14 protein-coding genes are annotated in these 12422 nt (G+C 45.0%); 9 read left to right on the top strand and 5 right to left on the bottom strand.

Annotation, left to right across the window (positions count from 1 at the left end; all coding sequences use genetic code 11):
- Positions 1 to 146 precede the first annotated feature (146 nt).
- The 3 genes from AC3IT7_RS03740 to AC3IT7_RS03730 all read left to right on the top strand — a co-directional run bounded on the left by AC3IT7_RS03740 (position 147) and on the right by AC3IT7_RS03730 (position 1585).
- A complete protein-coding gene (locus AC3IT7_RS03740) occupies positions 147 to 425 on the top strand; it encodes an FUSC family protein (protein WP_489249443.1) in 279 nt (92 codons plus the stop codon).
- 87 nt (positions 426 to 512) lie between these two features.
- Positions 513 to 1130: a DedA family protein gene (locus tag AC3IT7_RS03735; protein WP_489249442.1), complete on the top strand. Its 618-nt coding sequence runs from the start codon at positions 513 to 515 to the stop codon at positions 1128 to 1130.
- A gap of 29 nt (positions 1131 to 1159) precedes the next feature.
- Positions 1160 to 1585 (top strand): ABZJ_00895 family protein, encoded by a 426-nt coding sequence (locus AC3IT7_RS03730; RefSeq protein ID WP_489249441.1) that lies wholly within the window; start codon positions 1160 to 1162, stop codon positions 1583 to 1585.
- Positions 1586 to 1663: 78 nt separating this feature from the next.
- On the opposite strand, the gene AC3IT7_RS03725 is transcribed toward AC3IT7_RS03730, so the two are convergent.
- The gene (locus tag AC3IT7_RS03725; protein ID WP_411686037.1) at positions 1664 to 2188 is read right to left on the bottom strand and encodes a YecA/YgfB family protein; all 525 of its coding nucleotides are present in this window, start codon (positions 2186 to 2188) and stop codon (positions 1664 to 1666) included.
- A 71-nt stretch (positions 2189 to 2259) separates the two neighbouring features.
- Positions 2260 to 2466, bottom strand: coding sequence for a PA3496 family putative envelope integrity protein (locus AC3IT7_RS03720; protein WP_004280622.1), 207 nt, complete (start codon positions 2464 to 2466; stop codon positions 2260 to 2262).
- Between the two features lie 396 nt (positions 2467 to 2862).
- Here AC3IT7_RS03720 and rpoD point away from each other — a divergent pair, with 396 nt between their 5' ends.
- The 6 genes from rpoD to AC3IT7_RS03690 all read left to right on the top strand — a co-directional run bounded on the left by rpoD (position 2863) and on the right by AC3IT7_RS03690 (position 9429).
- Positions 2863 to 4749, top strand: coding sequence for an RNA polymerase sigma factor RpoD (gene rpoD, locus AC3IT7_RS03715; protein WP_489249440.1), 1887 nt, complete (start codon positions 2863 to 2865; stop codon positions 4747 to 4749).
- 113 nt (positions 4750 to 4862) lie between these two features.
- On the top strand, positions 4863 to 5150 hold the full coding sequence (locus tag AC3IT7_RS03710; RefSeq protein ID WP_004814884.1) for a YbeD family protein: 288 nt from the start codon (positions 4863 to 4865) through the stop codon (positions 5148 to 5150).
- Positions 5151 to 5316: 166 nt separating this feature from the next.
- Positions 5317 to 5976, top strand: a complete 660-nt coding sequence (gene lipB, locus AC3IT7_RS03705; protein ID WP_489249439.1) for a lipoyl(octanoyl) transferase LipB — start codon at positions 5317 to 5319, stop codon at positions 5974 to 5976.
- A 74-nt stretch (positions 5977 to 6050) separates the two neighbouring features.
- On the top strand, positions 6051 to 6584 hold the full coding sequence (locus AC3IT7_RS03700) for a hypothetical protein (RefSeq protein ID WP_489249438.1): 534 nt from the start codon (positions 6051 to 6053) through the stop codon (positions 6582 to 6584).
- Position 6585: 1 nt separating this feature from the next.
- Positions 6586 to 7770, top strand: coding sequence for an iron-containing alcohol dehydrogenase (locus tag AC3IT7_RS03695; RefSeq protein WP_489249437.1), 1185 nt, complete (start codon positions 6586 to 6588; stop codon positions 7768 to 7770).
- 264 nt (positions 7771 to 8034) lie between these two features.
- A complete protein-coding gene (locus AC3IT7_RS03690) occupies positions 8035 to 9429 on the top strand; it encodes an APC family permease (protein ID WP_489249436.1) in 1395 nt (464 codons plus the stop codon).
- Between the two features lie 69 nt (positions 9430 to 9498).
- Here AC3IT7_RS03690 and AC3IT7_RS03685 read toward each other — a convergent pair whose 3' ends face one another.
- The 3 genes from AC3IT7_RS03685 to cysG form a co-directional block, all read right to left on the bottom strand.
- Positions 9499 to 9894, bottom strand: a complete 396-nt coding sequence (locus tag AC3IT7_RS03685) for a hypothetical protein (protein ID WP_489249971.1) — start codon at positions 9892 to 9894, stop codon at positions 9499 to 9501.
- 139 nt (positions 9895 to 10033) lie between these two features.
- Complete coding sequence (locus tag AC3IT7_RS03680) at positions 10034 to 10510, bottom strand: tRNA (cytidine(34)-2'-O)-methyltransferase (protein ID WP_489249435.1); 477 nt, start codon at positions 10508 to 10510, stop codon at positions 10034 to 10036.
- Positions 10511 to 11029: 519 nt separating this feature from the next.
- Positions 11030 to 12412 carry a siroheme synthase CysG gene (cysG, locus tag AC3IT7_RS03675; RefSeq protein WP_489249434.1) on the bottom strand — a complete coding sequence of 461 codons (1383 nt, stop codon included), beginning with the start codon at positions 12410 to 12412 and terminating at the stop codon, positions 11030 to 11032.
- Positions 12413 to 12422: the final 10 nt, after the last annotated feature.

Here is a 12422-nt window from a genome sequence, read left to right as displayed (position 1 = left end):
AAAATTACAGCTGTAATAAAACTCTTACCAATTTCTTACCAAGAACTGCATTTTTTCCTCAACAAGATTGTTAGTCTATTGAAAAGTCCATTTTAAGCTAAGTCTTTCATTATTAACTTAAAATTTTAAATGAAAAGGAATATAAAATGACAGGTTCACTTGCTCAAGATCCAGATAATCTGGTTCAGTTTCAACCCAAAGAGAATATAAAACGACAACGAATTGACCAGATGAATGACGAGCTTGAACGCCAGTCCCATTTGTTTGTGGTTATTCTGGGAACAATGATTGGTGCGATTTTAGCCCTGTTCATTGGCTACCATACCAATATCAGCATAATTCATTTTATGCTGCTGAGTCTTTTACCGATCTGTCTGGCCTATGGCTTACGCAAAGTCTATATTTATACCTTAACCCATAGCTGATTCTGCCTCGTCATTTATATTCCAAGACTTTACCGCACATAAAATACTGCTTAGGATACAGGCAGTATTTTTTATTTTGACCATACTATGAATTTAACTGAATGGATTATTTCCGTCATGGAACAGCTGGGTTACTGGGGTATTGCCCTGCTCATGTTTCTTGACAATGTTTTCCCGCCAATCCCTTCCGAAATCATCATGCCTTCTGCCGGTTATTCAGCCTCTCAGGGCCAGTTAATGCTAATGGGTGTGATCATGGCCGGCTGTATCGGCTCCCTGCTGGCAGCAGCCGTGCTGTACTGGGTCGGTTACAGATTCAACCATGAATCCATTTTTAAATTTGTCGACCGTTATGGCAAATATTTATTTATCAAATCAGCTGATGTGAAAAAATCATTAAGCTGGTTTGAGCATTATGGGCACCGGATTGTATTCTTCGGCCGCATGATTCCTGCAGTCCGCTCACTGATCAGCATTCCTGCCGGCATGAGCCGGATGCCTTTCTGGAAATTCATGTTTTATAGCGCCCTGGGCACCATCATCTGGACCACTTTTCTGGCCTGTGTCGGATTTTACTTCGGTGAAAACCAAGAGTTGATGCAGCAAATTTTTAGTCAGGTCAGCTATTTGATTATTGCTATTGTGGTTATCATTATTGGCTGGATTTTATACCGTAGACAGCAGCGCAAAAATCGTCCATCCTGAATAGACCTCAGCATAAGGAGGCTAGAACGATGTCGCACTATCTTAAATATTTTGCCACCGTTTATCTCAGCTTGGTTCTGTTGGTGGGCGTACTTATCTATACGCTCAACCTGGGCATCATCCTGCTGATCCCTGCCCTGATCGCGTCTGCCTTTCTCAGTGCCCGATATTTTGTCAAGAAAGAACAGCGCTTACCCAGCAAGCAGGAAAAGAGCAAACTGGTCTGGGGCTCTACCGTGATTGCGATTACATTTGGGCTGATCTTTATATGGATAGTGATCTGGATGCATCCACACACCGAACACATCCTGAATAATATAGCGTATGCCGGAAGAGGTCCGAATTCATTTCTGATGGCAGGAGCGATTGCCCTGCATGGCTTGCTGTTTCATATCGCCTATAATGGCTATGCCCGCTATAGCCTGAATAAGCGTATCAAGTTAAAGGGCCACTAAGATCAAACAGGATGGGATCAAACAGGGTGGCCAAGCTGCAAAGCCAAAAAAAGCACCTTAAGGTGCTTTTTTTATGAATTATTCTGGTGTGTGATACATCAGGTACAATTCATTCAGGTTTTCTGGAATTTCTTCTGCAAGCTCGTCCATTAACTGGCCATTGCGGCGGAAAGTTTCCATTTGCGGATCTTCATCATCAATGCCGCTGAAGACCATGATTGGCAGAGTTAAATCAACCAGCTGCTCTTCAAATTCTTCAGTGAACCAAGCCTCTTCATTCAGGAACATGGCATCGACAAAGCCCACACTCCAGTCACCCAAGCTTGATTCGGTATCTGCTTCTTCAATTTCAAACGGGAATGTAATCCCTTCTTCATTGGCTAAGCTTTGACGGATAGACTCTAACCATGCTTGCACCTGAGTGATGATTTCTGCAGGCACTTTCTTTTGATTGCTATCAAAAAGTTCGTCTAGCCATTTGTCAAATTTTGGGCCTACTGCAATAGCACATAAGAAACCATGGGTTGCTGCGAAATCTAGACCATGTTCATTTTGGTCACCATCTAGATATTCACTCAACAGGTCTAAATCTAAAGCACTCATCTAACATCCAAACTTAGAAAACCGAAAGGTTTAGCATAGCATTTATTCAGGCCATGCTAAATCCGAATTCGTTAATCTTCGTCATCAAAATCGTCGTCATCGTCGAAGTCATAGTCAAAATCTTTGAGTTCGCGCTCTAAACGACGTTGGGTCAGCAGATCATCGATCAGACGACGTTTTTCCAACGACTCTTTAGCACTGAGCTTGCTAGAAGCCTCATCGAAATTAACATCATCCTCACCGAAGTTATCATCTAGTTCAAAATCTGTAGAAGACACTAAAACTTCCTCATAGTGAAAAATGTAAAGGTTTTAGCGCTATTTATCTTGCCTGAATTTACAAGTCAAGTTTTATTTAAATTTTCGTATTTTAAATTTGTAATTAGGGCTTTTTTTCGAAGTACATTGTGTGGCATGATATAATCCACCCTGCGTCCTTATGTTTTTTGACTACACATTTTTTGGTCAGATACAGAGATGCCGGGGTTGGACTTGAAAATAACAAATTCATCCCCATCTTAAATTACTGAATTTCATTTTAAATATTTTATCAGACAGCTTTCATGCTGAATCCTCTGATGAAATAGGTAAGCTATTCAATAAATTTAATGAGCTTAAATCGTGCACAGTTGTACGGTTTTTCCTGTCACAGATTCAACGAAGAGTAAGCAAAAGATGAGCGATATGACTTCCCCTACTTCTCAAGTAGCGGCTCTGATTAGCCGAGGCAAAGAACAAGGTTACTTAACCTTCGCTGAGGTTAACGATCATCTACCGGACTCCATCACAGAAAGCGAGCAGATTGAAGACATCATTCAAATGCTGAATGACGTGGGTATTCCTGTACATGATCGCGCGCCTGAATCTGATGATACGATGTTCGAGGATACTGCAGAAGCTGCCGACGAAGTTGCAGAAGAAGAAGCTGCAGCAGTCCTTGCATCTGTAGAAAATGAGCCAGGTCGTACCACTGACCCAGTCCGCATGTATATGCGTGAAATGGGTACTGTTGAGCTTTTAACACGTGAAGGCGAAATCAGTATTGCAAAACGTATCGAAGAAGGTATTCGTGACGTTCTGCATTCAATTGCCTACTGGCCAAATGCGGTAGAAGTTGTACTGCAAGAATATAAAGATTATGAAGCAGGCGAACGCCGTCTTGCTGACCTGTTATCAGGTTATTTAGATCCTGAATCTGATGAAGAAATTCCTGAAGTTCTAGAAGAAGAAGCAGTTATTGCTGAAGATGATACAGCTTCGAAAAAATCGACCAAAGATGTAAAACTGGACGATGATGAAGAGGAAGAAGAAGCTGAAACTGAAGATGATTCTGAAGCAGATTCTGGCCCCGATCCTGAAATTGCCAAAGCGCGTTTTACTGAACTGGAAAATGCTTGGTTAAATACCAAAGCAACGATTGAGAAACATGGTCGTGACAGCAAAGAAGCCGATGTGGCACTTGAAGCACTGGCGACTGTATTCATGATGTTCAAATTCACGCCGCGTCTGTTCGACATCATTTCTGAAATGATTCGTGGTACGCATGACCAGATCCGTGGTGCGGAGCGTGAAGTGATGCGTTATGCCGTGCGTCGTGGCCGTATGGACCGTACCCAGTTCCGTACCAGCTTCCCGGGGCAGGAATCGAATCCGGCCTGGTTAGATGAACAGATTGCAAAAACGCCTGCAGACCAGAAAGGCTATCTGGAAAAAGTACGTCCGGATGTATTGGCATTCCAGCAGAAGATTGCCGATATTGAAAAAGAACTCGGTCTTGATGTAAAAGGTATCAAAGACATTGCCAAACGTATGGCGGTCGGTGAAGCCAAGGCACGTCGCGCCAAGAAAGAAATGGTTGAAGCCAACTTGCGTCTGGTAATTTCGATTGCGAAAAAATACACCAACCGTGGCTTACAGTTCCTGGATCTGATTCAGGAAGGTAACATCGGTTTGATGAAAGCGGTCGACAAGTTTGAATACCGTCGTGGTTATAAGTTCTCGACCTATGCCACCTGGTGGATTCGTCAGGCAATTACCCGTTCGATCGCGGATCAGGCACGTACCATTCGTATTCCGGTACACATGATCGAAACGATCAACAAGATCAACCGTGTATCCCGTCAGCTTCTTCAAGAAATGGGCCGTGAACCGACTCCTGAAGAACTGGGCGAACGTCTGGAAATGGACGAAGTCAAAGTACGTAAAGTATTGAAGATCGCCAAAGAGCCGATTTCGATGGAAACTCCGATCGGTGATGATGAAGATTCGCATCTGGGTGACTTCATTGAAGACAGCAACATCACATCACCGATTGATGCTGCAACGTCTGAAGGCCTGAAAGAAGCAACACGTGAAGTTCTGGAAAACCTGACTGAACGTGAAGCCAAAGTCCTGAAAATGCGTTTTGGTATCGACATGCCGACCGACCATACTCTGGAAGAAGTGGGCAAACAGTTTGATGTGACCCGTGAGCGTATTCGTCAGATTGAAGCGAAAGCACTACGTAAACTTCGCCATCCATCACGTTCAGAACACTTACGCTCATTCCTTGAGAATGATTAAGATTTGATGCTTGTTCTGGAGACTTGAAATTTGCTTCAGGGTCTCCATTTTAACTAGCCAAGACAGACCCAAACGCCTGCATGATTGCAGGCGTTTCAAATAAGGGGACTACCATGTTAGACCGTACACCTTCTCGTGAATTACAGGAACATCTCTGGGTGTTCCCGATGGACTATCCGATCAAACTGATTGGCCTTGCTGGTATTGAGCTGCATCAGGCGGTAAATGAGATCTTTGTAAAGCATTTTCCTGAATTTGATGGCAGTAAAATGACCGTTACGCCTTCGCGTACAGGTAAATATCATTCGATCACTGCCCAGTTACGTTTTCTAGAACTGGAACAGGTTCATGCCGTATATGCCGACCTGGCCGCTTGTCCGCTGATCAAAACTGCGCTTTAAGCCTGATTTTGCTTCATGCCGGCTGCATAAAAAAGACACGCTCATGGGCGTGTTTTTTTATGCTTATGAATTTACTGTAGACAATGACGAGCAATCACTCCCCTATCTGCCGCTGAAATCATTATAATTATTGGCAGTATTATTTAATTTTCTAAGGACGCACACTGTGACAGATGCGGTTCAAAAACCCTCCCTCATTATTCGCCAATATAACGACCTAACACCTTATGCAGATCGTTTTCTGGAAATGAAATCCTTGACAGAAACGCGTGATCAACACAGTCCGGATCAATTGTGGATTTTGCAGCATCAGGAGGTACTCACTCAAGGACAGGCCGGCAAGCCAGAACATATTCTGATACCCAGCAATATTCCGGTGATTCAGAGCGATCGTGGTGGTCAGGTGACCTGGCATGGGCCGGGGCAACTGGTGGCTTACTTCATGTTTGACCTGAACCGTCTGGGCTGGAATGTGCGCACACTAGTTTCTTATGCTGAAAACCTGATGATCGACCTACTGAAAAAATATGGTATTGAGGCCTATGCCAAACCGGATGCACCGGGCGTCTATGTCGCTGAACGCAAGATTGGCTCACTGGGTTTTAAAATCCGTAAAGGCCGCAGCTATCATGGCCTGTCCCTGAATCTGGATTGTGACCTGAGTGGATTTAATACGATTAACCCTTGTGGTTATGCCGGACTGGAAATGGTTCGCATCAGTGACCTGCTACAACAACCGCCGCAATTCAGCCAGTTATGTAGTGAAATTATTGAAACTTTGCGCAACAGCGGGTACTTTAATCAGGTAACTGTCGAGCAAAGATAAAGCCTTTGCATTTCGCCCGCAAATAAATTAGAGTATTTACTCTAAACTAATAATATTGAGATAGGGATTATCACGTGATTACGACAAAATCCGTAAAACCCGCCTTGCAGCTTGCCTATGTCAAACTCATGATGGATGTGATTGGCCGCGGTCTGGTCATGGCAAGTCAGGTAGATGATGAAATCAAACAGGAAGTTGCTCATTTTCCGGCGAATTTCAGTCTGTCCATGAAAGTTTTTCCGAATGGCCCGGCCTTTGTGGCACGCGTCACCGAGGACAAACAGCTGGAACTGGTCAAAAATCTGGAAAAGGCACCGGACTTAACCATTACGTTCAAGCATCTACACCATGCCTTTCTGGTGTTTTCTTTTCAGGAAAGTACTTCTCAAGCCTTTGCCAATGACCGCATGATTGCTGATGGTGATATTTCTAATGCCATTCGTCTGGTACGCTGCCTGAATAAAATGGAAGCCTTGATTTTACCGAAACTGGTGGCACAACTGGCCGTCAAAGAATATCCAAACAATCTGAGCTTAAAAGAAAAATTAACTGAAGCGAGCAGCATTTACCTGAAAATCGCTCAATCCTATTTAAAACGGAGTGTATAACATGGCTAAACCTTATTATGAATTTTTTTGTCCGGTCAAAGTCATTGCCGGTCATGCCGCGTTAGAACATATTCCGTTTGAACTTGCAACCTTAGGCGCAAAACGTCCTCTGATCATTACCGACAAAGGTGTGCGTGCCAACAATCTGCTGATACCCATTGAAGCGGCCTTTGAAATGGCTGATGCAACGATCGCAGCGATTTTTGATGATGTGCCACCCGATTCCAGCTTAGGTACAGTGCGTCGCGCTGCTCAGCTGTACCGCGACAACAACTGCGATGCGATCATTGCCGTAGGCGGTGGTTCAGTGATTGATACCTCAAAAGCGACCAATATTCTGGTGTCTGAAGGGGGTGATGACCTGCTGAAATATTCAGGTGCGCATAACCTGCCTAAGCCGCTGAAGCCATTTTTTGTGATTCCAACAACTTCCGGTACAGGCTCGGAAGTCACTATGGTGGCGGTAGTATCCGATACTGAAAAAAATGTGAAAATGCCATTTGCCTCATATTATCTGATGCCACATGCAGCGATTTTAGATCCGCGCATGACCCAGACCTTGCCAGCACATTTAACCGCGATGACAGCGATGGATGCCATGACCCATGCGGTCGAAGCTTATACCTGCATGGCTGCCAATCCAATTTCGGATGCTTATGCAACCGCCGCAGTCAAGAAGATCAGTGCCCATCTATTCAATGTGCTGGACAATCCTGCTGATGCGCAAGGCCGTCTGGAACTGGCACAGGCTTCAACCATGGCCGGTATTGCTTTTTCCAATTCGATGGTGGGAATTGTACACTCACTTGGACACTCGCTTGGTGCGGTTGCACACCTGCCACATGGCCTGTGCATGAACCTGTTCCTGCCTTATGTGCTGGAATACAACAAAGAAGTCAATGGCGACAAGATTGCTGATCTGTTGCTCCCTTTGGCCGGCCCCGATATTTATGCACAAACCCCCGCACATTTACGTGCTGACAAAACCATTGCCACCATTCTGACCATGCGAGACCGCATTTACAGCCTGACCAAATTGCCGCGTACATTACGTGAAACCGGCAAGATTTCTGAAGCACAGTTGGATGAGGTCGCGGAGAAAGCCCTGAATGATGGTTCTATCATTTACAATCCGAAAGAAGCCACGCTGGAAGATTTGAAATCTATCTTAAAAAAGGCTTGGTAATTACTGAAAAATAAGCCAATATAGCGAAAATTCAAGCCTGATGTTTTTTTAGACATCGGGCTTTTATCTTGCAGAAGAAAATCATTCTGTTGTACTGAATGGCACACTTTATGCACCTCAGAAGTCAAAAAAATTGCTAGTAAAAGCCCTTCTTTTCAAGTAGATTGGCGGACTTTTATAGAAAACTGTAGGGGGGATCGTTCGTCTCAAACGATCCTTATAAATATGACTGATCCTTGATCAACGATTAAGAGGATAACGCCGTTGACTAATATCTCTGGGACTCAATCGGCAGCTAAACTGCAAAAAACGCTGGGACTCTGGCACATCATTATTATTGGTTTAGCTTATATTCAACCCATGACCCTGTTTGATACATTCGGTCTGGTATCTGAAGAAAGTAACTTCCACGTCCCTACCTCTTACATTTTTGCACTGATTGCAATCTTGTTAACCTCCTTGAGCTATGGTCATATGATTCGCCGCTACCCTTCTTCGGGTTCGGCCTATACCTATGCGCAAAAATCCATTCACCCGAATGTGGGTTTCATGGTGGGGTGGTCATCTTGGCTCGATTATTTATTGTCGCCAATGGTCAATATCATTCTTGCGGTAATTTACCTGGAAGCCCTGTTCCCCGATGTGAATCACTGGGTCTGGGTGGTGGTACTAACCGCATTTATGACCGGAGTTAACTTACGTGGGGCGCGCTTTGTAGCAAACTTCAACAGTATGATCGTCTTCGTACAGCTGATTGTCATTGCGGTATTTACTTGGATGGTCTACAGCAAGCTCCAAGCCGGCTTTAATGCCGATGGCCCGATCACGGCCGAGCAACGCTACCAGCTCTGGAGCCTGGAACCGTTCTGGAATGAACTTACCTCAGTCGGTGCATTAATTACCGGTGCTACTTTATTGTGCTTCTCCTTTACCGGTTTTGACTCTTTAAGCTCGCTGGCTGAAGAAACCAAAGATACTGAAAAAACCTTGCCTAAAGCGATTTTCTTGACCGCTTTAATCGCCGGTATTATTTTCATTATCAGTACTTACTTCATGCAGATTTACTTCCCGAATAATCCGGGTTCATATTTCCAGAATATTGCTGAAACTCAGCCGGAAATCTTGATGCTGGTCGGTGGTTCATTATTCCAGGCCTATGTACTTGGTTTTGCAATCATTACCGTAATGGCATCTGGGATCTCTGCACATGCAGGTGTATCTCGCTTGATGTACGTGATGGGTCGTGATGGCGTGATCAACAAGAAGATCTTTGGTCATATCAGCCCAAAAAACTACACACCGTCTTATAACATTATGATTGTCGGTGCTGTAGCTTTAACGGCTGGCTTCATGGACCTGGATTTTGTGATCTCACTGATCAGTTTCGGTGCATTAACAGCATTCAGTTTTGTGAACTTGTCTGTCATTTCACGCTATGCTTTACGTGATGGTCGTACCAAAACTGCAAAAGAAATTCTGAACTTTGTGGTGGTACCACTGGCAGGTTTCATTGCAGTATTTGCCTTATGGCTCGAAGTTGATCAAACCTCATTGAAGTATGGTCTGATCTGGGCATTTGGCGGTATCTTGTACCTGGGTTATAAGACCAAGGGCTTCAAGCATCCTGCACCTCAGCACAACGAATTTGACGATAAATAATATCGTTCCAGTTCAAATAAAAAAGGCGCTTTAAGCGCCTTTTTTATGTTTTTCACTTGTTGCTTTTAGTTAAAATAATCGACAATCAAAACCCATCTGGGTGTTGACCCGATTATTTTCATAACCAAGTTTTTCAATAAACAGACTTCTATTGGACAATAATTTTTGCTCTTCCGGATTTAGTCTGGCTTTATTCTTGAGCGCCAGCTGATACATTTCATTTACGACGCCCTGAAAAATATCACAAACTTCCTGACGTTTTGCCTGCTTCAACTTACGTCCACGCCAGGTCCATTCAAAATCGTCTGCAGTCAGAGTCTGTCCCCAGTTGTCGATCCGCGTATCTAAGCGTTGCTGCATGTCAGTCAAGCCCTGCCGTATTTCGGCTTGCGTAATCGGCTGAACTTGTTGCGTTCCCCCCATTACATCACTTGCTTCTTGCGCACCGAGATGTAAAGCAGTCATTCCAATACAACAGGCCAAGGCAAATTTTAATATCGGCTTCACGCGTATATCCTTCTTATTCCAATCAATTGTCTTTCTCTATCCTAGCAAATAAAAAAGCCACCCAAAGGCAGCTTTTTAAATTATTGTAAATTTAAGCTTAGAGTGTTTTAAAACCCTGCTGACGCCAGGCTTCATACACAATCACGGCCGTGGCATTGGACAGGTTGAGACTGCGGGAATTCTCTGCCATCGGCAAACGAATCCAGTGCTGTTGCGGAAACATCATCCGAACATGTTCAGGCAGACCGCGCGTTTCTGGCCCCATCAGCAATGCTACAGGACGGTTTAAGTCCGAGGTATGTGGCGTTTCAGTGCCTTTGGTGGTCAGTGGATAGACCGCATCTAGAGCAATGCCTTTGCTTGCAAGATCGGCCAGACAATCTTCGATCGTGTCCCAAATCTGCATACGTGCATATTCGTGATAATCCAGACCGGCACGTCTCAGTTTTTTATCATCCAGTTCAAAACCTAGCGGCTTGACCAGATGCAACTGTGCTCCCGTATTGGCACACAGACGAATAATATTGCCTGTATTTGCAGGAATTTCGGGCTCATATAAAACAACGTGGATCACTTATTTCTCACTTTATACATTTCATTTAGATACAACCTGCGACTTTTAGATCAAATAGCGAATCCGCACGATCTTTTTCAACTACAACTTGTGCCTGCATTCGGACTATAAGATCAATCCTCATATCCTCTTACTCAGGCACAGCCTTCGTCTTGCAGTCAAACAAAGTGAACTTGTGCTTATCCTCTTACTCAGGCGCAGCCTTTGTCTTGCAGTCAAACAAAGCGAACTTGTGCTTATCCTCTTACTCAGGCGCAGCCTTCGTCTTGCGCTCGGGCAAATCAGTGCTTTGCTTATCCTCTTACTCAGGCACAGCCTTCGTCTTGCAGTCAAACAAAGCGAACTTGTGCTGATCCTCTTACTCAGGCATAGCCTTTGTCTTGCAGTCAAACAAAGTGAACTTGTGCTGATCCTCTTACTCAGGCGCAGCCTTCGTCTTGCAGTCAAAAAGCGAACTTGTGCTTATCCTTTTACTCGGGCGCAGCCTTCGTCTTGCGCTCGGGCAAAGCAGTGCTTTGCTTATCCTCGCTCATGCCATTGCAGTTGTTCACGCAAGCGAACCACCTCACCAATAATGGTGAGGGTCGGTGCTTGAATCTGATGTTCAGATACCTTGGAGGCAATGTCTGCAAGGGTTCCCACCACAACTTTCTGCTCAGGCGTAGTGCCTTTAGAAATCAGCGCTACCGGCATATCGGGGCGTTGTCCATGGGCAATTAACTGCGCACAGATTTTTTCCAGTCCCACCAGTCCCATATATAGTACCAGCGTCTGGTTTTCATAAACCAGCTCAGGCCACGGCAGTTCTGGCGAACCTTCTTTTAAGTGCCCGGTCAGAAAACGCACACTCTGTGCATAATCACGATGGGTTAATGGAATACCGGCATAAGCAGAACAACCTGAGGCTGCGGTAATTCCCGGCACCACCTGGAAAGTGATGCCTGCCGCAAACAGTTCCTCAATTTCTTCGCCACCACGCCCGAAGATGAATGGATCACCGCCTTTCAGGCGACACACCCGCTTGCCTTCGCTGGCATATTTGACCAGTAAGGCATTAATACCTTCTTGCGGAACTGCATGATTGGAGCGCGCCTTACCCACATAGATCTTTTCCGCATCACGGCGACACAAATCCATAATCGGCTCAGACACCAGGCGATCATAAATCACCACATCGGCTTGCTGCATGAGACGTAAAGCTTTCAGCGTTAACAGCTCAGGATCACCAGGGCCAGCACCCACCAGATAGACTTCACCCTTCGGCTGTTGCCATTCTTGTAGTGCTTGCTCAATCAGACGATCTGCTTCAGCAATATTATCGTTAAATACCTGCTCTTTCAGCGGACTGGCGTACAGCTCTTCCCAGAAAATACGGCGCTGATCCGGATTGACAATTTTAGCTTTTACGCGACTTCGCCAATTCCCTGAAAACTCGGCCAGTTTCCCCATACCATGTGGAATCGTCGTTTCAAGCTGAGTACGGATCTGACGTGACAACACTGGCGAGGTGCCATTGGATGCCACCGAAATGACCAATGGTGAACGGTCAATAATCGCGGGCACCATAAAACGGCAATGCGGAATGTCATCGACACTATTGACCAGCACATTCTCTGCTTCACACAGCTCAAAAACCTGCCGATTGGTATCTGCATCATCCGTCGCGGCAATTACCAGACGATATGGGCGGAGTGCTATCTCGGGACTGAACGCCGCCTGGACATATTGTCCCTGGCTACCTTTCACAATATGCAGTAGACCTTCTTCAATTTCAGGTGCGATCACATCAATGACCGCGCCTGCTTTTTGTAGAAGAACCGCCTTGCGGTAAGCAATATGTCCACCACCGACAATCAGACAAGGTTGCTGTTGCAACTTTAACGAGATTGGAAAAATATCCACGAACTACCTC

The organism is Acinetobacter sp. KH_038 (assembly GCF_057839405.1).
This window is presented reverse-complemented; position numbering and strand designations above follow the sequence as displayed.

What these genes read in the sequence shown, in the direction of transcription:
- AC3IT7_RS03740 (WP_489249443.1), top strand. Translation starts at nt 147, where the DNA reads ATGACAGGTTCACTTGCTCAAGATCCAGATAATCTGGTTCAGTTTCAA.
- AC3IT7_RS03735 (WP_489249442.1), top strand. Translation starts at nt 513, where the DNA reads ATGAATTTAACTGAATGGATTATTTCCGTCATGGAACAGCTGGGTTAC.
- AC3IT7_RS03730 (WP_489249441.1), top strand. Translation starts at nt 1,160, where the DNA reads ATGTCGCACTATCTTAAATATTTTGCCACCGTTTATCTCAGCTTGGTT.
- AC3IT7_RS03725 (WP_411686037.1), bottom strand. Translation starts at nt 2,188, where the DNA reads ATGAGTGCTTTAGATTTAGACCTGTTGAGTGAATATCTAGATGGTGAC.
- rpoD (WP_489249440.1), top strand. Translation starts at nt 2,863, where the DNA reads ATGAGCGATATGACTTCCCCTACTTCTCAAGTAGCGGCTCTGATTAGC.
- AC3IT7_RS03710 (WP_004814884.1), top strand. Translation starts at nt 4,863, where the DNA reads ATGTTAGACCGTACACCTTCTCGTGAATTACAGGAACATCTCTGGGTG.
- AC3IT7_RS03695 (WP_489249437.1), top strand. Translation starts at nt 6,586, where the DNA reads ATGGCTAAACCTTATTATGAATTTTTTTGTCCGGTCAAAGTCATTGCC.
- AC3IT7_RS03685 (WP_489249971.1), bottom strand. Translation starts at nt 9,894, where the DNA reads ATGACTGCTTTACATCTCGGTGCGCAAGAAGCAAGTGATGTAATGGGG.